General features: G+C 55.6%; 22 protein-coding genes and 1 pseudogene. 10 read left to right on the forward strand and 13 right to left on the reverse strand.

Features of this window, described 5'->3' with window-relative positions; all coding sequences use genetic code 11:
- Positions 1-4: 4 nt before the first annotated feature.
- Positions 5-1783, forward strand: a complete 1779-nt coding sequence (locus BXP70_RS30540) for an nSTAND1 domain-containing NTPase (protein WP_245849579.1) — start codon at positions 5-7, stop codon at positions 1781-1783.
- On the opposite strand, the pseudogene BXP70_RS31015 reads toward BXP70_RS30540, so the two are convergent.
- Positions 1781-2068, reverse strand: a pseudogene (locus BXP70_RS31015) (glycosyl hydrolase 108 family protein); the annotation flags it as partial. The gene BXP70_RS30540 and the pseudogene BXP70_RS31015 overlap by 3 nt on opposite strands.
- A gap of 943 nt (positions 2069-3011) precedes the next feature.
- Here BXP70_RS31015 and BXP70_RS09255 point away from each other — a divergent pair.
- Positions 3012-3734: a M48 family metallopeptidase gene (locus BXP70_RS09255; protein ID WP_086593739.1), complete on the forward strand. Its 723-nt coding sequence runs from the start codon at positions 3012-3014 to the stop codon at positions 3732-3734.
- A 27-nt stretch (positions 3735-3761) separates the two neighbouring features.
- Here the strand turns inward: BXP70_RS09255 and BXP70_RS09260 are convergent, their stop codons facing one another.
- Positions 3762-4376: an acyl carrier protein phosphodiesterase gene (locus BXP70_RS09260; RefSeq protein ID WP_086593740.1), complete on the reverse strand. Its 615-nt coding sequence runs from the start codon at positions 4374-4376 to the stop codon at positions 3762-3764.
- Positions 4377-4483: 107 nt separating this feature from the next.
- Here BXP70_RS09260 and BXP70_RS09265 point away from each other — a divergent pair, with 107 nt between their 5' ends.
- From BXP70_RS09265 to BXP70_RS09280, 4 genes are all read left to right on the forward strand, one after another.
- Positions 4484-4993, forward strand: a complete 510-nt coding sequence (locus tag BXP70_RS09265) for a pyridoxamine 5'-phosphate oxidase family protein (protein ID WP_086593741.1) — start codon at positions 4484-4486, stop codon at positions 4991-4993.
- 184 nt (positions 4994-5177) lie between these two features.
- A complete protein-coding gene (locus BXP70_RS09270; protein ID WP_245849580.1) occupies positions 5178-5885 on the forward strand; it encodes a spheroidene monooxygenase in 708 nt (235 codons plus the stop codon).
- A 151-nt stretch (positions 5886-6036) separates the two neighbouring features.
- Positions 6037-8820: a leucine--tRNA ligase gene (gene leuS / locus BXP70_RS09275; RefSeq protein ID WP_086593743.1), complete on the forward strand. Its 2784-nt coding sequence runs from the start codon at positions 6037-6039 to the stop codon at positions 8818-8820.
- A 139-nt stretch (positions 8821-8959) separates the two neighbouring features.
- Positions 8960-10042: an acyltransferase family protein gene (locus BXP70_RS09280; RefSeq protein WP_086593744.1), complete on the forward strand. Its 1083-nt coding sequence runs from the start codon at positions 8960-8962 to the stop codon at positions 10040-10042.
- Between the two features lie 22 nt (positions 10043-10064).
- Here BXP70_RS09280 and BXP70_RS09285 read toward each other — a convergent pair whose 3' ends face one another.
- The 4 genes from BXP70_RS09285 to BXP70_RS09295 form a co-directional block, all read right to left on the reverse strand.
- A complete protein-coding gene (locus tag BXP70_RS09285) occupies positions 10065-12149 on the reverse strand; it encodes a beta-galactosidase (protein WP_086593745.1) in 2085 nt (694 codons plus the stop codon).
- A gap of 286 nt (positions 12150-12435) precedes the next feature.
- Positions 12436-12795, reverse strand: a complete 360-nt coding sequence (locus BXP70_RS09290) for an MmcQ/YjbR family DNA-binding protein (protein ID WP_086593804.1) — start codon at positions 12793-12795, stop codon at positions 12436-12438.
- Between the two features lie 71 nt (positions 12796-12866).
- On the reverse strand, positions 12867-13043 hold the full coding sequence (locus BXP70_RS29870; protein WP_179197637.1) for a DUF6728 family protein: 177 nt from the start codon (positions 13041-13043) through the stop codon (positions 12867-12869).
- A gap of 272 nt (positions 13044-13315) precedes the next feature.
- Positions 13316-15082 carry an AMP-dependent synthetase/ligase gene (locus BXP70_RS09295; RefSeq protein WP_086593746.1) on the reverse strand — a complete coding sequence of 589 codons (1767 nt, stop codon included), beginning with the start codon at positions 15080-15082 and terminating at the stop codon, positions 13316-13318.
- A gap of 308 nt (positions 15083-15390) precedes the next feature.
- Between BXP70_RS09295 and BXP70_RS09300 the strand changes: the two genes are divergently transcribed.
- Together BXP70_RS09300 and BXP70_RS09305 are read left to right on the forward strand one after the other, a co-directional pair.
- A complete protein-coding gene (locus tag BXP70_RS09300) occupies positions 15391-16611 on the forward strand; it encodes a PQQ-dependent sugar dehydrogenase (RefSeq protein WP_086593747.1) in 1221 nt (406 codons plus the stop codon).
- 106 nt (positions 16612-16717) lie between these two features.
- A complete protein-coding gene (locus tag BXP70_RS09305; protein ID WP_086593748.1) occupies positions 16718-17173 on the forward strand; it encodes a nuclear transport factor 2 family protein in 456 nt (151 codons plus the stop codon).
- Positions 17174-17185: 12 nt separating this feature from the next.
- On the opposite strand, the gene BXP70_RS09310 is transcribed toward BXP70_RS09305, so the two are convergent.
- From BXP70_RS09310 to ispG, 5 genes are all read right to left on the reverse strand, one after another.
- The gene (locus tag BXP70_RS09310) at positions 17186-17506 is read right to left on the reverse strand and encodes a DUF6984 family protein (RefSeq protein WP_086593749.1); all 321 of its coding nucleotides are present in this window, start codon (positions 17504-17506) and stop codon (positions 17186-17188) included.
- A 51-nt stretch (positions 17507-17557) separates the two neighbouring features.
- A complete protein-coding gene (locus BXP70_RS09315; RefSeq protein WP_086593750.1) occupies positions 17558-18220 on the reverse strand; it encodes an NAD-dependent epimerase/dehydratase family protein in 663 nt (220 codons plus the stop codon).
- A gap of 456 nt (positions 18221-18676) precedes the next feature.
- Positions 18677-18907 (reverse strand): DUF6678 family protein, encoded by a 231-nt coding sequence (locus tag BXP70_RS31020; protein WP_394334982.1) that lies wholly within the window; start codon positions 18905-18907, stop codon positions 18677-18679.
- Positions 18908-19053: 146 nt separating this feature from the next.
- On the reverse strand, positions 19054-19362 hold the full coding sequence (locus tag BXP70_RS09325; protein WP_086593752.1) for a hypothetical protein: 309 nt from the start codon (positions 19360-19362) through the stop codon (positions 19054-19056).
- A gap of 68 nt (positions 19363-19430) precedes the next feature.
- A complete protein-coding gene (gene ispG / locus BXP70_RS09330; protein ID WP_086593753.1) occupies positions 19431-21419 on the reverse strand; it encodes a (E)-4-hydroxy-3-methylbut-2-enyl-diphosphate synthase in 1989 nt (662 codons plus the stop codon).
- A gap of 362 nt (positions 21420-21781) precedes the next feature.
- Here ispG and BXP70_RS09335 point away from each other — a divergent pair, with 362 nt between their 5' ends.
- Entirely contained in the window at positions 21782-22969 is a 1188-nt protein-coding gene (locus tag BXP70_RS09335) for a lactonase family protein (RefSeq protein ID WP_086593754.1), read from the forward strand.
- 97 nt (positions 22970-23066) lie between these two features.
- On the opposite strand, the gene BXP70_RS09340 is transcribed toward BXP70_RS09335, so the two are convergent.
- A complete protein-coding gene (locus BXP70_RS09340) occupies positions 23067-24035 on the reverse strand; it encodes an NAD(P)H-quinone oxidoreductase (RefSeq protein ID WP_086593755.1) in 969 nt (322 codons plus the stop codon).
- A 22-nt stretch (positions 24036-24057) separates the two neighbouring features.
- On the reverse strand, positions 24058-24429 hold the full coding sequence (locus BXP70_RS09345) for a DoxX family protein (RefSeq protein WP_086593756.1): 372 nt from the start codon (positions 24427-24429) through the stop codon (positions 24058-24060).
- A gap of 170 nt (positions 24430-24599) precedes the next feature.
- Between BXP70_RS09345 and BXP70_RS09350 the strand changes: the two genes are divergently transcribed.
- Positions 24600-25118 (forward strand): hypothetical protein, encoded by a 519-nt coding sequence (locus BXP70_RS09350; protein ID WP_086593757.1) that lies wholly within the window; start codon positions 24600-24602, stop codon positions 25116-25118.
- The last annotated feature ends 42 nt before the right edge of the window (positions 25119-25160 follow it).

Here is a 25160-nt window from a genome sequence, read left to right on the forward strand (position 1 = left end):
CTAGATGGCGCCGCCCTATGAACCCGAACCTTTCTTGTTCGGCCCTGACGAACCCATTTGCCCCTATACGGGCCTGCGTACCTTCACCGAGGAAGAAGCTATTTACTTTCGGGGGCGCGAAACCCATGTGGAGAAATGCTTAGCCTTGCTGAGTGAAAAGCGCTTCGTGATGATTACGGGCGCCTCAGGCGACGGTAAATCGTCGCTGGTTTTTGCGGGCCTGGTGCCCGAAGTAAGGTCTGGCTTTCTGCGGGGACGCTACAGCAACTGGGCCGTAGCTACCTTCCGGCCCGAGCGCAGCCCCCTACGCAACATGGCGCAGGCGCTAGCTACCACACTCCAACTGGAAGGCAGCGCGGCGGCCGTCGAAACGGAGCTAGGTCAGGGCTTCTCGTCGCTGGTGCAGCTCTACCAGGCCTCTTCTCTTTGCCCCCCGGCAGAGCTGCCCGCTAGCCTTCCCGTGGCCGAGCAGCGGCAACATCAGCTACAAGCCGCTAACCTGCTACTGATTGTCGATCAGTTTGAGGAGTTTTTTACTAACCCCGAAAACTACAGCGGCGACGAGCCAAACACGGCGGCCCAGACGGTAGTGAACCTGCTGTTGGAAACCACGCGACTGGCCCAAGCCGAAAACTTGCCCATCTACATCGTCTGCACCATGCGCTCCGACTTTGTGGGGCAGTGCGCGGAGTTCCAGGGGTTGATTGAGCAAATCGGCACGAGTCAGTACTTCGTACCTAGGCTGCTGCGCCACGAGTTTGTGGAGGTAATCAAGGAGCCGGCGTTGCTCAGTGGCAACCGCATCAGCGAGCGGCTCGTGCAGCGCCTGCTTTATGATATTCGCTACGGGCAAGACCAACTGCCGGTGTTGCAGCACGCCCTGCGCCGCATCTGGCTAGCCGCCGACCAGGGCCGCGAGGAAATGGACCTGATTCACTACGCCATGGTGGGCGGTCTGAGCGACGAATTGCCTCTCGCCGACCAGGCTAGGTTTGAGCAGTGGCGGGCTAGCCTTTCGTCCCAGCAGCAGGAGTTTCTGCTAATGAGCCCTTCCCTGCGCAACGTGCTGGATGCCCACGCCAACCAGCTCTACTACGAAGCCAACGACCGTTACAACCAGGCTTTTCAGCCCGCGCTGCCGCTGGGCATGGCCGAGCGCGTCATTGAACAGACCTTCCGCGTACTCACCCGCACGGATGGCCAGCGCGTGGTCCGCAACCGCCTGACCGGTGCCGAAATCACCGCCATTCTCAACGACGAAGCATTGCCTTGGCCGGTGGTGTGCCGCATTCTGCGGCCTTTCCGCCAGCCTGGCACCACGTTTCTTTCGCCTTTCATCAGCGAAGATGAGGACGATAGCGCCGTGCTGCCACCCGAAGCAGTGCTGGACATCACCCACGAAAGCCTGATTCGAAACTGGGGTCACCTAGCCCAATGGGCGAGCCAAGAAGCCGAAGATGTGCGCATTGCGCAGGACTTCATCCAGCAGGCTAACCGCTGGCAGGCTAACGATGAAAACACAGGCTTCTTGCTGCCAATTGGTCCCTACACGTACTTCTCAGCGTGGAACCGCCGCAAGAACGACAACGCAAGCTGGTTGGCCCACTACGTCGATACCGGTGTCGATTCGGGGAACCGACCCCACCTGCCCATCAACGACCAGCTTTACGCCGAATTCGGTGGCGAGCAAGTATTGCAGCATTTTGGCTGGTCGGGCGGTGCCCGCATTCACGCCATGATCGGCGAGCTGTTCGGCCACGCACTGCGAAAGGACCGCATCTAGGCTCAGCGGGTTCCAGTACGACGCTTTGTAGAAGCTCATTATCAACGCGTTCAGCGTGGCCTCGGCTTCCAGGGCTTTGCTCAACGCCCGCCACCCGGCGCGCGGCACTGGCGTCGGCAAGGCTGCACGGGCTTTTACCGCGTCGACAGTTGGCCAGCCAGACCATTTCGGGTTCGAGACGCGGGCAATGCCTTTGTAAGTTTCGCCGCCGGGGTCTTGCAGATCGTGGCAATAGCCCCCTTCATGGGCGAGCAGCGTTGGAAAATAGTGGGTAAAATCAGCCATAGCAGGAATAAATAGTGTAGGATCGGTCGAGTTAGATAAGGGCGCTACTAAAGCAGCGGAACTACTAGCCGCTCGGATGCCACTAGCAGTGCGTTTCGAGCGTCATAGCCTGGATTCGGCAAGGGATAATCCCGGGATTAATCTAAGATAAAAAATAACGTCCTTGTCTTTTTATCCAAGAAAAAGTTTCTGATTTACAAAAGCTTACCTAGTTCCTTCTCTCGACAGCTTGCTTATGAAGTCGCAGGAACAGACACGGTGCAGACGAACTTCAACGGCAAACCAGAAGACGCACGCGACGCCTCGCGGGCAGCGCTCGACCACGGTCACATGCACGACGAAAGCAGCCATCATCGAAAACTGCGTTCGGGCTGAAACGAAAACGGGGCCACCTAGCCCCGTTTTCTGTTTTAAATAGTAAGTGAAAAACGGCCCTGCCAACGCCTAAAAATCCGCGCCTTGGCGACTGACCACACTCCCTAGGTCAATCAAATGCGGCTGTTGAAAAAGAGCCGAGGCATGTGTGCGTTTAAGAATAAACGCACCAGGGTGCCTGTGCACCAGCTCACCACGTAGTACCGACTGCCCTGTGTTCACCAGCAACACGCCCTTTCCGCTTCCGTTATCGTTGCAGCTTTAACGTAGCGCGCTCTTTTTCAACTTTAGCCTTTTCACCGGAAGCAAGCCGTTTAGCCACTAGCGAGCTAGGGTTAACGCTTCTTGCCCAGTGCGTGCAAACTTGCCTCGCACCTCGCTTGCGCCCGATTGTCATTATTCGAACGGTGCAGATCCTTGTGTAAAGCGGCTCTTTTGCGCTTTGAAGTGTGGTCATATTGCCTGTTGCTACTGCCACTCACCAGAACCTAGGTCCGGAAAAAGCGCCGCTGTTTCTTGCACCTCTCCTACCTTCGTGCGGCTAACGCTAGCTTACCCGCCCCGTTCCATGCCTATTTTGCAGGTCGAAGACTTAACCATTGAAGTCGTTCGTAAAAACATCCGCTCCTTACGCCTGACCGTGTACGCGCCGGATGGGCGCATACGCGTGGCGGCTCCGACGCGGCTATCCACGGCCTCCATCACGCAGTTTGTGTTGGACCGCCAAGCTTGGATTCGCCGGCACCAAGCCAAGTTTGCAGCACGGCCTCAGCCAGCGGCTCTGCGCTACGAATCGGGCGAAAAGCATTTGTATCAAGGCCGCAGCTACGAGCTGCAAGTTCACTCAACCGCCGGGCGCCCTAGGGTTGAGCTTTGCGAAGCGGAGCAACGTTTGGGCCTGTACGTGCCGGCGGAAAGCACCGCCGGGCAGCGTCAGCAAGTGCTGGCTACTTGGTATCGGGCGCAATTAAAAGATCAGCTGCCTGCGCTGGTTGCTAAATGGGAGCCTATCGTTGGGGCGCAGGCAAAGACTTGGGCTATTAAGCAGATGAAAACGCGCTGGGGCACGTGTAATATCCAAGCCAAGCGCATTTGGCTTAACCTAGAGCTGATCAAGCAACCACTCCCCTGCCTGGAATACGTGGTAGTACACGAACTAGTGCATTTGCACGAGCGGCTGCACAACGCCCGTTTTTGGGGCTTTATGGACCAGTTTATGCCCGACTGGCGCCAACACAAAGCGGCGCTCAACCAGGTTATGCTCGTGCCAGCTGGTGGTGATGGTTGTTGAGTTTGCCACTTTCCAATTGAGCACGAGCTAGCGCGAGGCTAGCTCAACCCCTACTGCCGCCCGCAGCTCCGGCCAGAACTCCCGAAAATCAGCGTCGTACGCGGGTAGCTCGGCTAGGAATGCCGCGGCGCCCGTTGCTAGTACGGCGCCATTTGGTGCGCGGCGGCTCAGACCTAGCAAGGCTCGTTCGAAGCCCTCTTTCTTGGCATAACCCGTCAGCCAATCGTCGCGGCGCATGTACTGAAACATGGATTGCAACTGCTCCGGCAACTCGTGGCGGCGGGCTTGTAATAGGGCGTAAAGGCGCTGCGCAAAGGCCGGCAATGGCTCATTAGCATCATCATGGTAGCGGGCAAAGTTGCGGGCCAGCAGATGGTCGTAACCGACGTCGGACACCACGCCGGCCCACTTCCCGAGGCCCGCTTCGCGCAGGCGGGCGGTGGTGCGCCGCACAACGGGGTGCGCGTCCGTAAACGAGTCGATGAGACGGTGCAAACGGATGCCGCGCTGCACGGCGGGCGGGTAAGCCAACAGTCCGGCACGGCCCCGCACGGCCTCGGCGGCGAAGTTCCCCACCACGACATCGGCGTACTCGAGGGCGGCGGGCGAACCAGAGAGCAACAGGTGCGCTAAGAAATTCATGGACTCGGAAGGTACGCCGAAAACCCGAAAACAGAACCTTCGGCCGGCTCCACCGTATTTCTGTCTACTCTCCCTTACCACTAAAACCCTTACTAGCACCTACCACTATGGCAGAGCAAGTCGCCCAAAGTAACGATGTTACCAAGCTGATTGATAGAATCAAAGACATCAAAATTGCCATGCTGACCACGGCCGAAACCAACGGCCAGTTGCATAGCCGCCCGATGTACACCCACAAGCCCGAAGAAGACGGCACCCTGTGGTTCTTCACCGAGCGTGATTCCGCTAAAATCGACGAAGTACAGCAGGAACGGCACGTGAACCTAGGTTATTCTAGCCCCAGCGACAACCTGTACGTGTCAATTTCGGGCACGGCCACTGTTGTCAACGACCGCACAAAAATCAAAGACCTATGGAGTGAGAGCCTACGCTCTTGGTTTCCTAAGGGCTCCGATGACCCCAATATCTCGCTGCTCAAAATTGACATCGAGCGCGGCGAAGTATGGGACCAGCCTAGCAACGTACTAGTAAATGCCTTCGGCTACGTGAAAGCGGTAGCCACCGGCGAGCGGTACCAGCCCACCGGCGACGAACACGTGCAAGTGACACCTAAATAAGGTTGTTGCACTTGAGCTAAAAAGGGCGGGAAGCAATTCCGGCCCTTTTTTGTTGCTAGCTACAGCGCGAAACTCTTGCTTCGCGTATCGCTGAGCGACTCGCCTAGGTAGTACCCGACGATTATAGTTCAACGAGGCGCAAAGCAGGAGCTTCGCGCTCCACCTCTTTCTTTAGCGTATTCTCTTGCATACCACACTTTCCATTTTCGGCCTTAAACCGGGTCAGAAACGCTGGGGCCTAGCCCAGATGGGCACTTCGCAGCAACCGTTGCGCCGGGTACCAGAGCTAGGTTTCTTTAAGCTGCTCGGCAGCGGCGCCGACAATGGCTTTGGCCTGCGCCCTAACTTGCTCCGCTACGGCATGATGGCTGTTTGGGAATCGGAGGCCGCGGCAGCAGCGTTTTTCAGTGCGCATTCGCTGTGGCAAGAGTACCAGCAGCGCAGCACCGAAATCTGGACGGCCGACCTAGCCCCGCTAAAGTCGCACGGCCTGTGGGACGGCGTTAACCCATTCAACTATAAACCAGACCTTTCCGATGCTGACGGCCCAGTGGCGGTGCTCACGCGAGCTTCCATCCGCTTGCGCAAGACCCCTAGGTTCTGGAAGTACGTGGCCCCCACTAGCGCCGCCGTGGCGCACGCGCCGGGTGTGCTGGCTTCCATCGGGCTCGGCGAACTGCCCATCATCCGGCAGGCGACGTTCAGCATTTGGGAATCGGCGCAGGCGATGCAGCAGTATGCTTACCGCGGCGAGCTGCACCGCGAAGTCATTCAGCGCACTCGGCAGGAAGGCTGGTACAGTGAGGAGCTATTTGCGCGGTTTCGGGTGGTAAAGAGCGAAGGTACTTGGGACGGCAAAAATCCACTGCAAGCCCTGACGCTAGCAAGCTAAGAACGAAGACTAGTTCCTTTCCTTAAATAAGGGAGCTGGTCGTTTCGGCCTTTTGGGCTTGACAAGAAGCACCTGATTTTACTAATCGACAGTCCTTCCCAGCATTTCTGTAATTTCGTCCGTTCAAAAAGTCGCACTATCCCCATTGCTTATGCCCGGTTATCGTCCCGAGGAAATTGAGAAAAAGTGGCAAGCCCACTGGAAAGAGCATAATACCTTTAAAGCTGACAACCAGTCGGGTAAGCCCAAGTATTACGTACTCGACATGTTCCCCTACCCATCGGGCGCGGGGCTGCACGTGGGTCACCCGCTCGGCTACATTGCCTCCGATATTGTGTCGCGCTACAAGCGCCTACAAGGCTATCACGTGCTGCATCCCATGGGTTTCGACTCGTTTGGCCTCCCCGCTGAGCAGTACGCCATCCAGACGGGCCAGCACCCGGCCCTCACCACGGAGAAGAACATTGACACCTATATCAAACAGTTGAACAGCCTAGGTTTCAGCTACGACTGGAGCCGGGAAGTTCGCACCTCCGACCCTGCCTACTATAAATGGACGCAGTGGATTTTCCTGAAGCTATTCAACGCGTGGTACAATCTCGACACCGACCGCGCCGAGCCCATCGAAACGCTTATCGCCCAGTTTGAGCAAAGCGGCAATGCCGGTGTGCGTGCTGCTGGTGATGACGAAGAGCGGCCTAGCTTCACGGCTGAGGAGTGGAAAGCCAAATCGGAGCCGGAGCAAATGGCGACGCTGCTTGCTTATCGTTTAGCTTATCAGTCAGATACTTACGTTAACTGGTGCGCAGCCCTAGGTACGGTACTCTCCAATGACGAAGTGAAAGACGGCGTGTCGGAGCGCGGAGGGTTCCCCGTGGAACGTCGGTTGATGCCGCAGTGGAACTTGCGCATCACTGCCTACGCCGACCGCTTGCTCACGGGCCTCGACACCATCGATTGGCCCGAGGCGGTTAAGGAAATGCAACGTAACTGGATCGGCCGCTCGGTGGGCGCCGAAGTGGTGTTCCCGCTGCAAAACGATGCCAGCCAAAATATTAAGGTGTACACCACCCGCGTCGACACCATTTACGGAGCGACGTTTATGGTGCTGGCGCCGGAGCACGAACTGGTCGAGCAGCTCACCACACCGGAGCAGCGCGAAGCTGTGGAATCCTACATTGCGCAGAGCAAGCACCGCTCGGAGCGCGACCGGATGGCCGACGTGAAAACCGTATCGGGCGTGTTTACGGGCAGCTACTGCCTCAACCCGCTTACTAACGAACCCGTGCCGATCTGGCTGGCCGACTACGTATTGGCGGGCTACGGCACCGGCGCCGTGATGGCCGTGCCTAGCGGCGACCAGCGCGACTGGAACTTCGCCAAGCACTTCGGCTTGCCGATCATCCAGGTGCTCGACGCCCAAAAGGATATCGAAAAAGAAGCCGACCCTACTAAGGAAGGCCGCTTTATCAACTCGGGTATCATCGATGGGCTAGGCTACAAGGAAGCTACCACCAAGCTGATTGGCTGGCTCGAAGAGCGCGGCCTAGGTAAAGGTAAGGTGAACTTCCGTGTGCGCGACGCCATCTTTGGGCGCCAGCGCTACTGGGGCGAGCCTATTCCGATTTATTACAAAGACGGCACCGCCTATGGCTTGCCCGAATCGGAACTGCCGCTGGTGTTGCCCGAAATCGATGAGTACAAGCCCACCGAAACTGGCGAGCCGCCTCTGGGGCGCGCGCAAGATTGGAAGTACGAGGGCAAGTATGAATATGAGCTAAGCACCATGCCCGGCTGGGCGGGCTCGTCGTGGTACTACCTGCGCTATATGGACCCGCATAACCAAGAGCGGTTTGTGGGCCAAGAAGCCGAGGAGTACTGGAAGACCGTAGACCTCTACATGGGCGGCGCCGAGCACGCCACGGGTCACTTGTTGTACTCCCGCTTTTGGTACCTGTTCCTGAAAGACCTAGGTCTGGTGAGTGGCCACGAGCCATTCCAGAAGCTGATTAATCAGGGAATGATCCTAGGTCGGTCGAACTTTGTGTATCGTATCAACGGCACCAATCAATTTGTGACGCTGAGCAAAAAAGGTCAGTATGACACTACGCCGCTTCACGTTGATGTCAGCATCGTAGATAATGATGTGCTCGATCAAGAAGCTTTTCGCAAGTGGCGTCCTGATTACACAAACGCTGAATTCGTCATGGAAGACAACGGCACGTACGTTTGCGGCACCGAAGTCGAGAAGATGTCGAAGAACAAGTTCAACGTCGTTAACCCTGACGTTCTAGTTGGTCAATACGGCGCCGACGCGCTGCGCCTCTACGAAATGTTCCTAGGTCCACTGGAGCAGTTCAAGCCCTGGAATACCAGCGGTATGAGCGGCGTGTCGGGTTTCTTGAAGAAGCTCTGGCGTCTCTTCCACCCCGAAGACGGCAACCTAGCCGTAACCGACGAAGCACCCGCTCCTGCCGAGCTAAAGGCCTTGCACAAAGCCATCCGCAAGGCCGCCGAAGACATTGATAAGTTCTCGTTTAACACGTCGGTCAGCACGTTCATGATCTGCGTGAACGAGCTAACAGCCCTGAACTGCCACAAGCGCGCCATCCTGGAGCCCCTCACGGTGGTCGTGTCGCCCTACGCCCCGCACTTGGCCGAAGAGCTTTGGGCTGAGCTAGGTCACGCACCGGGCAGCATCAGCGAAGCTAGCTTCCCCGAGTTCAAGGAGGAATACTTGGAAGAAGCCACGGTGGAATACCCGATTGCCTTCAACGGCAAGATGCGCGGGAAGATGACCTTCGCGGCTAATGCTCCTACGAGCGAAATTGAGAAGGAAGTACTTGCCTCTGAAGTATTTGAGAAGTTTGGCGAAGGCAAGACGCCGAAGAAAGTGATTGTAGTACCCGGCCGTATGGTGAACGTGGTGCTGTAGTCTGAATTAACTTTTCAAAAGCTCGGCTATTCCGTTCCATCTTAGCCAGGAACGGGCTAGCTGAGCTTTTTGATTTTAAGTGACTTGATGCCGTCCGTTGGGTCAACAAGGCGTTTCTATTTTCTTTACTCTACCTAGGATGTCCTCTTCTTCCCGGCAGACTGCCTTACCCTATCGGCCGGAGCTTGATTCATTTCGCGCAGTTGCCGTTTTATTAGTCATTGCGCAACATTGGCAACCTAGCCTCACGGGCCGACTAGATACGGGCGCCATCGGTGTTACCGGCTTTTTTGTCCTTAGTGGCTTTCTTATTACTACTATTTTGAGGCACGCACGGCTAACTAGCACGTTCTCAACAGGTATTAAGACCTTTTACCTTCGGCGTACCTTCCGCATCTTTCCCGCCTATTACGCCGCCGTTCTTATTGCTTGGCTGCTCAACTTGAGCTATGTACGCAGCAAATTACCTTGGTTCTTGCTGCAAGCAACCAACTTCCTGGTTTTTCGGGAACAGGCGTGGGGAGAAGGAACCGGCCATTTTTGGACCCTAGCTGTTGAAGAACAGTTCTATCTGATATGGCCGCTCCTGATCATGCTGATGCCACCACGGTACCTCGCGTGGCTGTTAAGCGGGCTAGTAGTGCTAGGTCCTCTGGGCCGCTGGTTGCTGGTGTATATGAGTGGTACTTCCTACGCGCTAGTGCTCCTTCCCGCCTCTTTGGACTTATTTGCCGTGGGCGCTTTGCTGAGCCTTGTTGTTCAATCCTTCCGCTCTTCCGGGCCTTACCTTTTGGTTATCAGCAGCATACTTTTTCTACTGTATGTTACGCTCGCCTTTTCGACTTTTTATCTCTCCACAGTTGCTTTCGGTCCGAGTTTGCTGGCCCTAAGCGCAGCCGCTTTGCTAGGCGCCTTGCTAGGTTTGCAAAACACGCTGCTGCGAAAATTCGCCACCTTCCCCCCGCTAGTATTCCTAGGGCGCATTAGCTATTCCGTGTATCTGTACCATCTCTTCATGCCAGTCGTATTGCACCGCGCACTGCATCAGATAGGCTTGCGGATAACCAATGGCACCCAATACGCGCGCATCATGGCTTGGGAAAATTCGTTTGCGGCCCTGGCAACTATGTTTCTGCTCTTGTTGGTGGTGTCTGGCCTCTCTTGGAAGCTGCTGGAGCAGCCACTGCGCAACCTAGGCCGACGCTTATCCGCGGCAGTGTAGCGCTAAACCTCTAACGACAAGGTTATTCCATCCAAACCGTAACCCCAGGGCTAGGCAACACTTTCTCGCCCACCAGAATCCGGCTAGTTGCGGGCAACGGCAGCGTGTACGGCTTGGAAGAATAATTGACTGCCACCCAAAAGCCGTCACGGTATTCTACGTTAACACCGGCGGGGTAGTCAGTCGTCTGAATGCCAACACGTTGATATACTTGTTGCAGCACCGCTTTCTCTAGCTCCCCGCTGTCGGTATCGACCCCGATGTAGGTGACGGTACCTTTCCCTTGCTTGGTTTGTGAAACGGCAGCGCTACCCTTGTAAAACTGATTCGTGTAGGTGGCGAGTACCTGCGTGCCGGGGCTAGGGCGGAGCACGTCGCCCCAGTTATTCCATTGGTAGGAAGTACCGGCGAAGGAAACTTGGCCTTCGGTGTCGGGCATCATTAGGTCAAAGAACTCCACTTCACCCCCGATTAGCTTATAAATCGGCTCCGCCCACCTAGCTTGCCACAGGTGGCCGTTCTTGTCCTTTTGCCCCGTGCGGCAGCTCAACACCACCTGACCACCGTTGTCGGCGAATTGCTGAATCTTGGCTATCAGCACGTTGTCAACCAGTTGATAAGCAGGCACTATCAAGACCTTGTAGGCCGACCAATCCGATTGCTCCGTTACAAAGTCAACGGGCGCCCCCAGGGATTTTACCACCTTGAAGTACTTCGTGACGTGGTCGTAGGGCTGCCACTGCGAAGTTTGCCGTTGAATATTCTGGTCCCAGAGGTTCTCTATGCTCATCAGCACGGCCGTGCGGCGGTTGGTATAGCTAGCGGGCGGCGTTTGGTTTGGTTTGTAGAGTTTGCGCAGCTCTTTCACCTCGCTGATGTACTGGGAAAACTCCAGCCCACCGCGCGTAGGCGTCACGCCGTCGGTATTCACAATGCCGTAGTGGTACAGTTCCGAGCCGTAGAGAGGCTGCCGGAAACGGTAGGTGCAGTTCAGGGCTGTGCCGCCCATAAAGGTGTGCCAGAGCCACATACGCACCGCGCCCGGCTCTGGCTGCGGGTTGATGCTGCCCCAGTTTACCTGGCCCGGCTGCAACTCCATCACGCCGTACACGCCGCGCACCATCCGGTAGTAATCGTTCATAAACGCCAGCGTGGCCATCGAGCCCACCCGAAAGCCCTTGTCGCCTAGCATCTCGCCAGTACCGTGCACCGGATAGTTCGTGTAGCACGTAAAGTCCAGATTTTTCGTGCGTTGCGGATCGTAGTCGGGGTCGTTGCGGAGGCTGGTGTAGTTGGTCATGATCCACTGTTCCTTCCCGATGTACTTGCGCAGAGTTTGGGCCTGAAAGTCGAGGAAGGCCGCCAGTTGATCAGCCGAGAAGCGCCGCGAATCGAGCACAGCGTGCGGGCTAGGTCCGTACTGTAGCCGCGGATTCGGAATGCTGATTTGGTCGAAGTCGTTGTAGACCATGCTCCAGAACTTCGTGCCCCACGCCTCATTTAAGGCGCCGATGCTGCCGTATTTTTTCTGAAGCCACCCCCGAAATTTCTTCTGAGAGGCTGGGCTAAAGTCCACGGAACGAGCAGGTTCGTTATCGAGCTGCCAGCCCATCACGCGGGCATCCTGACCGTAGCGCTTGCCCAGCGCTGCCACGATTTGGGCGGTATATTTCCAGTACACGTCGCTGGAAGTCGAGTAGTTGTCGCGGGAGCCGTGGAAGGCCGTCTGCCCTTCGCTGTTGCGGATAAAAATCCCGGGGTGCTTCTGCGTAAGCCACGCGGGCGGCGTAGATGTCGGCGTGCACATAATGACCTTCAGCTTGTACTTACCCGCTAGGTCCACCACCTTATCTAACCACCGAAAGTCATAGTTACCCTTACGAGGTTCCATAAACACCCAGGCAAACTCGCCCACGTGGATGTACTCGAAACCTAGGTCGGCAATCTTTTTGATGTCCCGTTCCCACTGGCTTTCATCCCAATGCTCGGGGTAGTAATACACCCCGATCTGCGTCAGCAGCTCCTTCGGAAAAAACCGCTGTGGCGACTGAGAGAAACCTAGCAGTGAAACACAACAAAGCCACAGCACGAGTATGCTTTTTTTCATAAGAAACGGTGGAGATGCAACAAATGGGCTTTCTAACTAGGTGCGACGCTTCTGGGTAGGTAAGCCGTTGATAGCCAAAAATGCTGCATTTTTAAAAACCGCGGTGCTATGCGCAGGAAATAACCTCTTAGCTAGGTTACAGCGCTCCACCTTATGCTTCCCTCCAACGCCTTGAATGGTCAAGGATTAGTGACCCGCAGCGCTTCTCATAAGGCCACGAAAAAAAGCAGGACTGGCGCGGGCCAGTCCTGAAGCAGTACTCTATCTATGTGCACGCAACATATTACTACCCTGGCTCTTGCTCAAGTGCAGCCCGTTGGGCTTTTGGCAGCGAAGCCAGCACCAGATCGTAGGAGTGGTCAACCCACTCTTTAAGCTGCCGGTCGGTGACGCCGGTACCGATGATCACGGTGTTCCAGTGCTTCTTATTCATGTGAAAGCCCGGCAGCACGTAGTCAAACTCGTCGCGGAGTTGGGTGGCGCGCTCCGGGTCACACTTCAGGTTGACGCTTGCGTAGGTATTTACGTCGGTGAGTAAGAAGATCTTACTGCCCACCCGGAATACAAGCGTGCTTTCCCCGAAAGGCATGTCTTCGGTTACGCCAAGCTTCAGGAGGCAATAGTCGCGCAGGTCTTCGATGTTCATAAACAGAACGCCGACTTGCGGCCGGCGTTTTAGAAACAAGGAATAATCAATCAGAAAGCTTCAACCAGCTGTTAGCGCGTGAATAAGCGGTACAGCATCACCAGTAGGCACACCAGGAACATGCTCATGGAGAGCTTGTTGATGAAGTGCATGGTCCGCAGGTTGAAGTTGGTTTTGCGGTTTGGGTCGTGCTTGCGGAAGAAGTAGCCAAACACTTCACCGAGGTTAAACAGGTTGCGGCCGTTCATGTCAGTTGACTTTTAGTACGCATTTATAACACCAGCAAGGTCGGAAAGATTTGCTGGAAAGCTAAATAGATCACCGAATTTAGCTATTACTATTAGCTAATTTTAGCTGAAGCGAGCAAGCTCCGCCTCCTTATTGCCAGCAGAAGCTGAGGTGGTTCAGCTGAAGCTAAGAAACGAAAGCTGGCTACTCATCCAACGACTGAAACCACCCCAACCCCTGCTTGCACTAAGGAAGAGAGCTTAGCTTCTAGCCTCGACCTAGCTTTTTATTGCTAGTTGTACAACGCCTCAATACGCGGCAAGTTATTGGCGGTCACCACTTTGCGCTTCACCTTCATTGTTGGGGTCAGCTCACCGGTTTCGATGCTCCAAAGATTCGGCAGTAGCACTACCTTTTTAACCTGTTCCCACGTGGCGAAGCTGGCATTGTACTGCTGCACCAGCCCCTCGTATAGCTTCTGTACTTGCGCGTGCGCCGTCAGGGCCGCGTCGGAAAGGTTGGTGGGCAGGCCGTGGCTTTCGGCCCAGGCGCGCAGCTCGGCAAAGGCCGGCACTAGCAGCGCCGACGCAAACTTCTGGTTTTCCCCCACCACCATCACCTGCTCAATCAGCGGCGACTCCGAGAGCTTCGATTCAATGACTTGCGGGGCGATATACTTGCCATTCGACGTCTTAAACATCTCCTTTTTGCGGTCGGTAATTTTCAGGAAGCGCCCTTCCACAAACTCACCGATGTCGCCGGTATGGAACCAGCCCTCGGCGTCGATGGCTTCGGCCGTAAGGTCGGGGCGATTATAGTAGCCTTTCATCACCGAGGCCGAGCGGGTCAGAATTTCGCCGTCGGGGGCAATCTGCACTTCCACGTGGGGCAGCACCGGGCCTACGGTGCCGATGTAGTTGTTCTCCGGCTCAGGGCGACAAGCAGCAATAACGGGCGAGGTTTCGGTGAGGCCGTAGCCTTCCATCACCCGAATGCCCGCCGCCCAGAATACCCGCGCCAAGCGTGGTTGCAGCGCCCCGCCCCCCGATACAATGAACTCTACTTTACCGCCCATCGCCTCGCGCCACTTGCTGAAGATGAGCTTATTGGCAAGCGCGAGCTGTTTGTTATAGAAGAAACCTAGGTCCTTCTGCGTGTCGTATTTCAACCCTAGGTTTAAGGCCCAGAAAAACAGGCTTTTCTTCACGCCGGTCAGCTTCGAGCCCGTAGCCACGATCTTGTCGTAGATCTTCTCCAGCAGGCGCGGCACGGTGGTAAATACCTGCGGCTGCACTTCGCGCAAGTTGTCGGCGATGCGCTCCACGCTCTCGGCATAGTAGATTGAGAAGCCTAGGATGAGGTAGAGAAAGGTAGCAGTGCGCTCAAACACGTGCGACAAGGGCAAGAAGCTCAGTGCCTTCGATTGCGCCGGCAACGGCAGATAGCTGGTTAGGTCGCGGCAGTTGCTGAGCACATTGTCGTGCGACAGCATCACGCCCTTGGGGCGGCCCGTGGTGCCGGAGGTGTAGATGAGCGTGAGCAGATCATCGGGCTGCACGGCAGCCTTTTCCGCTTCCAGCTCTTCCAAGCTACCTAGCTTACCCATTGACAACAGTTCGCCGAAGTGACGGGTGCCCACTATCTTTTCGAAGGTGAAGACGTGCTCGGGCGCTTCGGGGAGCTCCTCGGTGGCCTTGTGCACGCGCGCCAGCAGCTTCTGATCAGACACCAGCACCACTTTCACCCCTGCGTCGGTGAAGATGTGGCGGTAGTCATCCACCGTGATAGTGGGGTACATGGGCACGCTCACGGCGCCGAGCTGCGCAATGCCAAAATCGGCCAGCATCCACTCGGGGCGGTTGGCGGAGATAATCGCCACCTTGTCGCCAGCCTCTACGCCGAGCTGGCGCAGACCTAGGCTCACGAGGTTGGCTTGCTCCTGTACCTGCTGGGCGCTTAGCGGCTGCCACTTACCGTTTGTTTTGGCTACTAAGCAGTTAGCTTGCGGGGCGCGGGTGGTGAGGTGCGTCAGTATGTCGAACGTGCGACGAATTTCCATGGGTGGTACGAGCAAAACAAAAGCGAAAGACCGGCTCACAGCCGCTTCCAAGAGTACAAATTTACTTTCTGTCTCCTTCCTCTCGGATGGTAGCCCATAATTTTAATGATATTCCAGCCGCCGCGAGGGTAGCCACACTGGACTTGGCGGCACAATTTGTTGAGATGTTTGCGTCGGCTTTTCGCCCCAACCTTGTTCTAACCAAAGTAAGCAGTAGCCGTTAACGTGTTTAGATGAATAATAGATGAAGTTGATTAGCCGATCTACGCTTCCGCTTAACCCATCTTATCCAAACCGTTTACCTGCCTATGAAAACCTGGACGAAACTTACCCTAGCCTTACTATTGTCGCTGGGCGGCCTGACTGCCTGCGACAAAGACAGCGACGAGGACGACTTTGAAACCGTCATTCCCGAAACGGATGAAACGCCTACGTCGGCCCAGATCAAAGGCTACGTCTTCTATCCGGCTCTCACGTCGGCCACCACAACCAACGTGGAGCAGTTGAAAGTACCCGCGGGCTTCGCGGTGAATAAGTTTGCGGAAGGCATTGGTAAACCGCGTATTATGGCCGTAACCAGCGCCGGTCATGTGTACGTTTCGGATCGGGATGCGGGCACGGTGACTCTGTTGCAGGACACCAACAACGACGGTGTGGCAGAACGCAAGCAGGTAGTGGCGACGATTAAGCAGGCCCACGGCCTAGCTGTGCAAGGCAGCAAGCTTTACATTGTAGCGGTGAAGGAGTTGTATGTAGCCGACATCAACATGGATGGCACCCTGAGTGCCCCGCGTCAGCTGCTCAATGACCTCCCAGACGGCGGCCAGCACCCCAACCGCACCCTAGCCTTCGGCCCCGACGGACAGCTTTACCTGTCGGTGGGCAGCACCTGCAACTCCTGCCCCGAGCCCAACCCCGAGCTAGCTACCATGCTGGTCGCTAACCCCGACGGCTCTGGTCGGCGCATTTTTGCCAAAGGGCTGCGCAATACCATCGGCTTTGGCTGGCACCCCCAAACGCGAGAATTCTGGGGCATGGACCACGGCATTGACTGGCTTGGCGACGACGAGCAAAAAGAGGAGCTAAACAAAATCACGCAGGGTGCCGACTACGGTTGGCCCTACATCTACGGCGAGGGTAAGTATAACCCCGGCGACCGGCCCGACAACATGACGTACGCGGAATACGCGGCCAAAACCACCAAACCTACCTTAACCTACCAAGCTCACTCTGCCCCCATGGCCATGGTCTTCTACACGGCCTCCCAATTCCCGGCTGAGTATCAGAACGATGCCTTTGTGGCCATGCGTGGTTCCTGGAACCGCAGCAAACCCTCGGGCTACAAAGTGGTGCGCGTGCACTTCGAAAACGGGCAGCCAGTTCGTTTCGATGATTTTCTGACGGGTTTTTTGGTGAACAATGACCGCTCCCACTTCGCCCGCTTAGTCGGGCTGGCCGTGAACCGCGACGGTTCGCTGCTCGTGTCGGATGATACCAACGGCGTGATCTACCGGGTGGCGCGGCAGTAACCTGTCGCCCTGTTCTTGTCACTCTACTGCAAAGCGGAGGCCTAATGGCTTCCGCTTTTTGCATTATACTTGTTTGCCGCTAGCCTCCGGCGCCACACCTAGGTCTATGAAAAAACTCCTGCTTGTGCTTGTTCCATGCAGTGCCGCATTTGCCCAGCAGCCAGCCTCTCCCCGCGAAACCGAAGCAGTTAAGAAGACGGTCACGACGTTCTTCGATGGCATGCGGCGCGGCGACAGTACATTGGTACGCAGTACCCTAGCTCCGGGGGTGGTCTTGCACACCATCAGCAACCGCAACGGTACCACGCAACTCGGCGTCGAGCAGACCTACGCCTTCCTGAAAGCCGTCGGTACGCCGCACGCGGAGGTGTGGGACGAGCGCATCACCTTCGAGCGGGTGCTCCTCGACGCCAACCTAGCCAGCGTCTGGACGCCCTACCAGTTCTACCTAGGCAGCAAGTTCAGCCACTGCGGCTACAACTCTTTTCAGCTGGTGAAGTATCCCGACGGCTGGAAAATCGCCCACATCATCGACACGCGACGCAAAGAGAAGTGCCAGTAACGCGAAGCTAGCTCAGAAAAGCGGTATGCGCTTTAAGGGCGAGTAATCTGTTTTCCAGCTATCTAGCTCATAGAGCGCACCTTCTTGGTCGAGATAAAGCGACACTAATACCGGCACACCATCCTCGTCCAGGAACTGGGTTTCTGCTATTTTTCGCCCTAAGCGCCGACCTTCCTTGTCGCTCACAAACCGTAAGCTGCCCATACCGCCATCGGCTAGGTCGTGCACCTCAGTGGTAGGCAGCCACGTAAGAAACTTCTCCGCAGCCGGGTTTTCGCGCAGCACAAAGAGCACTAAGCTTAGCTCTGGCAGTGTCAGCAAGCGCCCTTTCATACTAATCTTCACTCCATAACAGCTACCACTTGGGCTAGGTACCTCAGGCACCTAGCCTTTGGCCAGCGTCACAATATCTGGTACCTCGAGCACCGGCTTTGGGTAGCCTTTGCGCGCGGCATTGATCATGGCCAACCCTAGCTCTTGCAGCGTAGATACGTATTGCGGCGTGACTTTGCGAAGGATCGGGTACAGCCAGTTGATGTACTTATACATGGGCAGCACGTTCTTTAGGCCCGGCGTCGCCTTCATAAAACCGGGTCGGAACATGTAGGCCTGGCGAAAACCTAGCTCCAGCAACTTGTTCTCCGTCTGGCCTTTCACGCGGGCCCACATGCTGCGACCGTGCCCCGTACTATCGGTGCCAGCGCCCGACACGTAGCAGAACGTGAGGTCGGGGTTGCGGGGTAGCAGCGTTTCGGCAAAGTGCAGGGTGAGGTCGTAAGTCAGGCGACGGTACTCCGGCTGCTTCATGCCCACCGACGACACACCTAGGCAGAAAAAGCAGGCGTCATAGCCGGTAAGTTGATCCTGAATCGGTGTCAGATTCTGGAAATCAGCGTGCACGATTTCGCGCAGCTTCGGGTGTGTCACGCCGCTCGGCTTGCGGCTAATGGCTAGCACCTGCTCCACCTCGGGGTGGTTCAGGCATTCGTGCAGCACTCCCTCTCCCACCATACCGGTCGCGCCGGTTACAATAGCTTTGATCTTCATAGTTTGGTAGACGGATGAGAGGCGGTTATGTTTTAACTTCTACGTCTCTACTATCTATAACTTGAAGGGTAAACTTTGCACAGTTTATCATCAGTATACCTAAATGGTCAATATCTAATGACAGGTACAAGTTCCTTATCTCAGACTTAGGTTTATCACAGTACTTCAACCCCTCTATCCGGTAGCCTAGCTCTCTGCGTTTTCTTTTACTAAAGGTAGCATCAGTTCTCTTTGGGTATCGCTCAACTTCTTTAATATTCCTAATACCTAAAATAGTCAGTTGCCGCCAAATAATGCTTGTACTATCTACTATCTTCTCCCAAACTATCACCACCAAACGACCACGTGTAGGATCGAAATCGAATTGTTGAAGAATAGTATCATGTAAGCTATAGGATATGGCAGGTATACTTAAAGCAAAAATGAACTGTTTTTATTACTTAACAAGCATTTCTTTTAATTGCCATCTAGCTCTCTTACATATACTCTAATTAAACCATCAACAATAATATAATTCACATCTATTTTCTCCAAAGCAGAAGACAAACTAACTTGATGATTAACGATTCTAGGCTTTACTAATCTTCCGACATGCTCTATTTGGACCGGATCAATATCAAACCATTCTACTTCGCTAATATGAACTGGACCATTGATTTCGATGTAGTTTAAACTTGGAAATCCTATTTCTTTTTTTCAAGATTCAGGCTCCGAATCATAAATTGTTTTAAGCCTACTAAAGCACTTTGCTTCAAAGACTAAGCTACTTATTTTCTTTAGTATATCAATTGCTCTAGCTTCCATATTTTCTACATATCAATCAACAATTTGCCCTAATCACCAAAGGCCAGCACTCCTGATTTCGCATCAATAGCCTTTTGCAGAATAGTAGAAAACGCCTTCTCTTCTTTCTGTAAAGTTGCTGATTTGGGCCTCTGTTGTAACTTCAAAAATATACGAGCCACAATCTCGCTTCCCCAACGAAAGTCGCTGTAATAATCAAACCAAGAGTCAATTATACTCTCACTCCGTAATTGATAAAATAATTCATCCTCAATACCTCCGATATGCTCTAGTTTAGAGTTTCGGTTTGGCTTAGGTTGACTGTCATCAATTAGAAAGAAGTCTAACATATTATACATTTGACAAAGCAAAGAAATGGGATTGAACTGTGATGTTCAATCCCATTTCTTTATCTTCTTCAAGATAGTTACGCTCCTACCGGCTCTTCCAACTTCACTGGCTCAATCCACTTGCCATCCTCGCGCATCAGCTCAATTAAGTCATCCACAGCTTGCGCTTCAGGGACGGATTTCTTGATGACTTCCTGGCCGCGGTAGAGAGCTATTTTGCCTTTGCCCACGCCCACGTAGCCGTAGTCGGCGTCGGCCATTTCGCCGGGACCGTTCACGATGCAGCCCATGATGCCGATTTTTACGCCCTTCAGGTGGTCGGTGCGCTTGCGGATCATGGCGGTGGTTTCCTGGAGGTCGAACAGGGTACGGCCGCAGCTCGGGCAGCTGATGTACTCGGTCTTGCTCATGCGCGTGCGGGCGGCTTGCAAGATGCCGAAGCTGAGCTGGTTGAGCTGGTCGAGGGTGATGAGCCACTCGTCTTTGCTGCGCTCGGGGAGCAGCTCGGTGCTCAGTACCACCCCGTCGCCGAGGCCGTCGAGGAGCAGGCCACCTACATCGGTGGCGGCGTAGAGTTGGGTTTGCTCGGCTTGCAGCGCCGGGTATTCGCGCTTGATAATCACCGGGCAACTTACGCCGGCATTAATCAGTTCGAAGAACGCCCGCCGGATTTCGGGCATGGCGTGGGCATTGTCGGTGTGCAGAATCACCACGGCGGTGCTGTCGGCGCGGAGCTGATCCAAGGCCGCGGGCGTGAGCGAACCTAGGGTGTGAAACACGAAGTTCAGCTGCGGGTGGCGGGCGGCGGCTACGGCGTACTCAGCGGGCGCGAGGGCCGGAAAGTGCTCAGCCCGCTGGCCGGCATCGAGCCAGGCGCTGTAATCCACGATTTCCTTGAGGCCATTGGGCAGCATAAATGGCACCGGGCGCTGACCGCTGTACAGGTAGTCGGCACCTAGGTCGTTCATCTGAAACTTATCCAGGAAGGCCGAATACAAATGCCCGGCGCAGCGCAGGTCGGCGTACTCCACCGAGGGCAGGCGCGACAAATCAACAATGACGCGCGGCACGTTCTGGCCACCTAGGTTCAGCACCTCGCGGGTGTAGCGGCGGAAGTACTGGAACGGGTCAATCGGCTCCTCCCCGACTACCGGCGCCATCGGCTTGGTTTCGGCGGCGCGGTTCGTGTAGCGGTCAATCAGCATTTTGGCCACGGGTGCTTCAGCTTCGGGCGCTTCGGTGAGCGACACGCGCACGGTGTCGCCGATGCCGTCTTCCAGCAGCGTTCCGATGCCCACGGCACTCTTGATGCGGCCGTCTTCGGCTTCGCCGGCTTCCGTGACACCTAAGTGCAGCGGGTACGGTTGCAGGCCTTCTTCGTCAAGCTTTTGCACCAGCAGGCGGTAGGCTTGCACCATCACCTGCGTGTTGCTGGCCTTCATGCTCAACACCACGTCGTAGTAGTTTTCTTCCTCGCACAGCCGCAAAAACTCCAGCGCCGACTCCACCATGCCCAGCGGCGTATCGCCGTAGCGCGACAAAATCCGGTCGGACAGGGAGCCGTGGTTCGTGCCGATGCGCATGGCGGTGCCGTACTGCTTGCAAATCTGCACCAGTGGCCGAAACCGTTCCCGAATACGCTCGACCTCAGCAGCGTAGCTAGCATCGGTGTACTCAATGATGTCGAACTTCTTCTTGTCGGCGTAGTTGCCGGGGTTCACGCGCACTTTTTCCACGATGCGCGCGGCGAGTTCGGCGGCGTTGGGCGTGAAGTGAATGTCGGCGATAAGCGGCACGTTGCAGCCCCGCTTGCGCAGCTCCTTCTTGATTTCGAGCAGGTTCTGTGCCTCCTTCACGCTGGGCGCCGTGATGCGCACGTATTCGCAGCCGGCTTCGACCATGCGCAAGGTTTGCTCCACCGAACCTAGGGTGTCCATCGTATCAACGGTGGTCATGCTCTGCACCCGAATCGGGTTGAGTCCGCCCATGGGCACATCCCCGATTTTAACTTCCCGGCTGAGGCGGCGTTTGTACTCGGTGAGGCTAGGGCAATACGTCTTGTTCATATGCTAAAAACCAGCGGCAGCGGGCTAAAGTTGCGGTTGAGAGCAAAGGTACAAGGATTAGGCCGCAGCTAGATAGGGTGCAAGGTGAAGCTTATGTTTCGCCCGCCGTCGAACACGCCGCGTTTAAGCGCGGCTGAACGGTATTGTTGCATTCAGCAGCACGAGCTAGGGGTACGAGAACCGTTCTAGCAGCTTGTTCTACTAGCAGCTGGTTGGCTGTCGAGGACGACGGGCCGGTACGTGGCCGTGGCTGGCCGCAACACAATAGTTAGGCACTGGGGGCATCGAAACGGGCACATGCATTCTAAAAGGGAGCTAGCTATATTGCCAATCCTTACGCAAGCCAATTTTCCTACTTCTGTATGAGCCAACCTTCCTATTCGCGCCGCAACTTTTTAAAATTAACAGGCCTAGGTGTGGCAGCTCTGCCATTTGCGGCGCAGGCCGCTGCCTTGGCGAAGCAAGAACAAACGTATCTGGTGTACGTGGGCACCTTTTCCCAACCCGACGCTGAAAGCATTTTTCTCTACCGCCTCAATGCCACGACGGGTATCCTCACCCGCGTTGGGGCCACGAAAGCCGGAGCAAACCCAACGTATTTCACGCTCGACCCACAGCAGCGTTTCCTGTACACGGTCAACGAAACCAACGAATACCAGGGTGGCAAAAGCGGCTCCATTCGCGCCTATAGCATTGATAAAAAGACGGGTGGCTTAACGCTGCTCAACGAGCAGTCATCTTTCGGCCCCGGCCCTTGCTACATCAGCCTCGACCACACCAATAAAGAGATACTGGTAGCTAACTACGCTGGCGGCAGCATTTGCTCGTTGCCCGTGCAGGCCAATGGTCAGCTCGGCGCGCCGGCTACCACTGTGCAGCACACAGGCTCGGGCCCGCACAAAAACCAGAGCAATCCGCACGCTCACTGCTTCTTCGCCGACCCGCGCAATAAGTTTGGCCTAGCCGTCGACCTAGGTATCGATAAGGTGCTAGCGTATCCATTGGATCCGGCCAATGGCAAATTTTCGACAAACGCCATTACGGCTTTCACCACAGCGCCTGGTGCCGGTCCACGCCATCTCACATTCCACTCCAATAATCGGTGGGCGTACCTAATTAATGAGCTCAACTCCACCGTCACGGCGCTCGCCTACGATGCGGCCAAAGGCACTTTCGTTGAGCTACAAACCTTATCGGCCCTTCCGGCTGGGTATACAGGCGAGAGTTATTGCGCTGATATTCACGTCTCGCCCAACGGCAAATTCCTCTATGGCTCAAACCGGGGCCACAACAGCATCGTGGTTTATGCCATCGATCAAAAAAGCGGCAAGCTCACGCTTGTGCAGCACGCTGATACGCAAGGGAAATACCCCCGCAACTTCACTCTCGACCCAAGCGGCCGCCTAGCTTTGGTTGGCAACCAGAACACCAACAACATCGCCACTTACCACGTCGATAGCAAAACGGGCAAGCTCACGCCCACTGGGGTTAACATCGAATTGCAAGCTCCTGTTTGCTTGAAGGTCATCCCCGATTTCCTGGCTGCGTAAGGACGCAACTTATTGCCTTATCCCGTCGAACGAACGGGCTAGGTAGGCTAAGTAATCGAAGACCACTGTGGATAGAGTGACGTGGTACGCTGGGTCGCTATATCCGCAGCATGATCTTGCCAATGTGCGCGCTGCTTTCCATGAGGCGGTGCGCCTCGGCTGCCTCGGCTAGTGGAAACACTTTATGAATCATCGGTTTAAATGCACCCGCTGCTAGCAATGGCCACACATGCTGTTCAATGTCAGCAGCTAGCGCGGCTTTAAAGTCGGCGCTGCGCGGGCGCAGGGTGCTGCCGCTGATCGTGAGGCGGCGCGCCATAATATCCATCACGTTAATTTCGGCGGTGGGGCCCTGCATAGCATTAATAAACTCCAGCCGCCCATCAGGGCGTAGCAACCGAATGTTTTTGGCGATGTAGTCGCCGCCAATCATATCCAGAATGACATCCAGGCCTTCGTCTTTTAGCTCCGCCTCAAAGTCGTGGGTGTTGTAGTTGATACAACGCGTGGCACCTAGCTTTTCGCAGGCCTGGCACTTTTCGTCGCTGCCCGCCGTGGCAAACACTTTTGCCCCTAGGGCCACAGCTAGCTGAATGGCCGTGATACCAATGCCGCTGCTACCACCGTGCACCAGGAAATTTTCGCCGCTTTTGAGTTGGCCTTTCTGAAACACATTGTGCCACACAGTAAATACCGTTTCGGGCAAGGAGGCCGCCTCTTCGAAGCTCCACCCGGCGGGCACAGGCAAGCAGTGACGCGCATCGACCACCGTGTATTCGGCGTAGCCGCCTTCCGCAACCAAGGCGCACACCGCATCTCCTGGCCGCCAGCGGGTCACGGCCGTGCCAATTTCCGCAACTTCGCCGGCAATTTCTAATCCTAGCACTAGCCCCGGCTTTGTGGGCGCACCGCCATATTTGCCCTTGCGTAAAAACACGTCCGGCCGATTTACACCGGCCGCGTGCACTTTTATCACTAGCTGGTTGGAGGCCGGCGCGAGGATTGGAGTTTCTTGCACCTGCAAGACTTCCGGCCCGCCCGGCTGCGTTACTACGACTGCTTTCATGAGGGGAATAGTAAGCTGCTCCCTAGGCCTTGGCCACGGCGCTTGCTTCATAAAATACGCCCGTTTGCCGCGTATACTGCTTGGCCCACCAGATCAAGACAAACTGCAAAGGAATGCGCAGGATGTGTACCCATAGGTTAGGGCTCTGGCTGTGCCAAGCGTCTACCAGCATTTGAACGTGCACGGGTAGGAAGACGATCAGCATTAGGATGATTAGACTCGCCGAAAGACGCCGGGTCGCAATTGGCAATAGAAACAGCCCCAGAAACACTTCGCAGAGGCCACTCAGCAACACCAGCGGCCCGTGCCAAGGCATCCAGGACGGCATGATGGCTTCGTAGAAAGAAGGATGCACAAAGTGGTTGATGCCGGTTGCGATGTATAGCAGCGACATTAAACAGAGAAGAAGCTGTTTCATAAATCGTTACACTTTTTTAGCAATACGTTTGCTCTTTCAGTAAGTTGAGCTTTTACCTAGCAAAATGTAGCCTAGCTCTGTCCGTTCCCGTTTATAAGGGCTGAGCCTAGCTGCCCCTAGCGCTTATTGCTTTTCGATCTATATCCATGAAAAAGCCATTTCTTTTGCCTTCCCTGCGCACTGCGGCTCATGCTACTGGGCTAGCCGCCTGGCAAACAGGCCGTCTGTTCCGCAAAACTGCGCAGAATGCCCTCGATGCGGCGCAGGAGGTGTTGCGCGCCGAAGTTCAGAAAGGGAATATCCAGTTGGTAGCTGATTTTCTGTCCAACAAAGCGGTACCCGCGGTGAAGGCGCTATTGCTAGAGCGGATGGCGGCTCGCATGTTGCTTCGCCTTGGCCTGCGCGGTGCACTCGCCACCAATGTCATCGGCTGGATTCTGCCGTTTGCCTTGGAGGCTCTTGTGCGTGCTGGAAACAAAACGGGCTTCTTCGATAAAGTCAAAGCCAATGCGACCGTGGCCGAGGCCTTGCAACGCCTCGACGAGCTTAAGCAAACCGCTTGGAAAACAATAGCCCCCGATGCTGCCACCAGCGCCGAGCTACTCGCCGACGAACCACCGCTACAAGCCCCGCCAAACACGACCCCAACCACCATGCCTACCTAGGTTACGGGATGGCACAAAAAAAGCCGTCCCACCCGGAACGGC

It is taken from the genome of Hymenobacter crusticola (genome assembly GCF_002154225.1).
Taxonomy (GTDB): domain Bacteria; phylum Bacteroidota; class Bacteroidia; order Cytophagales; family Hymenobacteraceae; genus Hymenobacter; species Hymenobacter crusticola.

Coding starts and splice junctions, on each gene's coding strand:
- ispG (WP_086593753.1), bottom strand. CDS start 21,419: ATGAACAAGACGTATTGCCCTAGCCTCACCGAGTACAAACGCCGCCTC.
- BXP70_RS09350 (WP_086593757.1), top strand. CDS start 24,600: ATGAAAAAGCCATTTCTTTTGCCTTCCCTGCGCACTGCGGCTCATGCT.
- BXP70_RS29870 (WP_179197637.1), bottom strand. CDS start 13,043: ATGAACGGCCGCAACCTGTTTAACCTCGGTGAAGTGTTTGGCTACTTC.
- BXP70_RS09305 (WP_086593748.1), top strand. CDS start 16,718: ATGAAAAAACTCCTGCTTGTGCTTGTTCCATGCAGTGCCGCATTTGCC.
- BXP70_RS09310 (WP_086593749.1), bottom strand. CDS start 17,506: ATGAAAGGGCGCTTGCTGACACTGCCAGAGCTAAGCTTAGTGCTCTTT.
- BXP70_RS09345 (WP_086593756.1), bottom strand. CDS start 24,429: ATGTCGCTGCTATACATCGCAACCGGCATCAACCACTTTGTGCATCCT.
- BXP70_RS09265 (WP_086593741.1), top strand. CDS start 4,484: ATGGCAGAGCAAGTCGCCCAAAGTAACGATGTTACCAAGCTGATTGAT.
- BXP70_RS09295 (WP_086593746.1), bottom strand. CDS start 15,082: ATGGAAATTCGTCGCACGTTCGACATACTGACGCACCTCACCACCCGC.
- BXP70_RS09340 (WP_086593755.1), bottom strand. CDS start 24,035: ATGAAAGCAGTCGTAGTAACGCAGCCGGGCGGGCCGGAAGTCTTGCAG.
- BXP70_RS09325 (WP_086593752.1), bottom strand. CDS start 19,362: ATGTATAATATGTTAGACTTCTTTCTAATTGATGACAGTCAACCTAAG.
- BXP70_RS09285 (WP_086593745.1), bottom strand. CDS start 12,149: ATGAAAAAAAGCATACTCGTGCTGTGGCTTTGTTGTGTTTCACTGCTA.
- BXP70_RS09300 (WP_086593747.1), top strand. CDS start 15,391: ATGAAAACCTGGACGAAACTTACCCTAGCCTTACTATTGTCGCTGGGC.
- BXP70_RS09260 (WP_086593740.1), bottom strand. CDS start 4,376: ATGAATTTCTTAGCGCACCTGTTGCTCTCTGGTTCGCCCGCCGCCCTC.
- BXP70_RS09335 (WP_086593754.1), top strand. CDS start 21,782: ATGAGCCAACCTTCCTATTCGCGCCGCAACTTTTTAAAATTAACAGGC.
- BXP70_RS09315 (WP_086593750.1), bottom strand. CDS start 18,220: ATGAAGATCAAAGCTATTGTAACCGGCGCGACCGGTATGGTGGGAGAG.
- BXP70_RS09255 (WP_086593739.1), top strand. CDS start 3,012: ATGCCTATTTTGCAGGTCGAAGACTTAACCATTGAAGTCGTTCGTAAA.
- leuS (WP_086593743.1), top strand. CDS start 6,037: ATGCCCGGTTATCGTCCCGAGGAAATTGAGAAAAAGTGGCAAGCCCAC.
- BXP70_RS09290 (WP_086593804.1), bottom strand. CDS start 12,795: ATGAACATCGAAGACCTGCGCGACTATTGCCTCCTGAAGCTTGGCGTA.
- BXP70_RS09280 (WP_086593744.1), top strand. CDS start 8,960: ATGTCCTCTTCTTCCCGGCAGACTGCCTTACCCTATCGGCCGGAGCTT.
- BXP70_RS30540 (WP_245849579.1), top strand. CDS start 5: ATGGCGCCGCCCTATGAACCCGAACCTTTCTTGTTCGGCCCTGACGAA.